This window comes from Gilliamella sp. Fer4-1 (genome assembly GCF_001690515.1).
In the GTDB taxonomy this organism is placed as follows: Bacteria; Pseudomonadota; Gammaproteobacteria; order Enterobacterales; family Orbaceae; genus Gilliamella; species Gilliamella apicola_C.
Genome location: NZ_LZGZ01000227.1, coordinates 1 through 985, shown reverse-complemented (window position 1 = coordinate 985; position 985 = coordinate 1). Strand labels below are relative to the sequence as shown.

General features: G+C 31.6%; 2 protein-coding genes. One reads left to right on the top strand and one right to left on the bottom strand.

Annotated features, from left to right (window positions below; all coding sequences use genetic code 11):
• Positions 1-403 (bottom strand): beta-eliminating lyase-related protein (locus A9G30_RS08235; protein ID WP_255305759.1); only part of this gene is annotated, 403 nt, incomplete at its 3' end.
• 84 nt (positions 404-487) lie between these two features.
• Here A9G30_RS08235 and mobB point away from each other — a divergent pair.
• The gene (gene mobB / locus A9G30_RS08230) at positions 488-982 is read left to right on the top strand and encodes a molybdopterin-guanine dinucleotide biosynthesis protein B (protein WP_065568366.1); all 495 of its coding nucleotides are present in this window, start codon (positions 488-490) and stop codon (positions 980-982) included.
• The last annotated feature ends 3 nt before the right edge of the window (positions 983-985 follow it).

The window sequence follows — 985 nt, the reverse complement described above, 5'->3', positions numbered from 1 at the left end:
CAAGTTTAGGTTGTACCATATGCTCATCGCAATGATGAGTTAAAACAGGCTTAATCAATTCTGGTGTCAGTTTCCCATCTTCCGTTTGCACTGTTAACACTTTATGCCCTGTCGCCTCAATAGCGCCAGTTTCATGCACATTAATATGCCCTGTGTCAGTTGCAATAACCGCTTGATAAGGTCTTAATATATGTGAAATTACTGTTAAATTAGTAATAGTTCCTCCAGGCATAAAATGAATATCAGCCTTTGGTGATTTCAATTGTTTTTTTATGCTTTCTATTGCATGATCACAGATATCATCTAAACCATAACCACTCAATTTTTTATCAGCAATATCAATAAAATTTTTTAGTAAATGAGGGTGAACCGTTTGATTATAATCATTCAAAAAATCGTACATATAACGCTCCTTCTCCAACAGGCATTGTATAAAATAGTGTAATATTACCTAATCTTCAATATAGCACATTAGAGTAAAGAATCGATGAACAACCGGAAAATTATTGGGATTTGTGGTTATAGTGGTAACGGCAAAACAACTTTACTAAAAAAGATCATTGAATTATTCGTTGAACAAGGTTTTACTATTGGTTCATTAAAACATGCGCACCATAACATTGAGTTTGATATTCCTGGTAAAGATAGTTATGAATTGCGAAAAGCTGGATCTTTGCAAACAATTATTGCATGTAATAATCGTTATGCAATGATTCAAGAAACACCGAATAAACCAGCAGATTTAATCACGCTCATTAATCAATTTAATGATGTTGATATTATATTGATTGAAGGATTTAAAGACGAAAATATTCCTAAAATCATTTGTCATCGTCAAGCAAATAAAAAGCCCCTCTATATAGATGAGTTTACAATAGCGATAGCCAGTGATGAACCATTAGATGTTTCTGTGCCTATTTTTGATATCAATCAACCAATTCAAATTGTTGATTTTATAAAAAGATATTTATTTAAACAATAATAT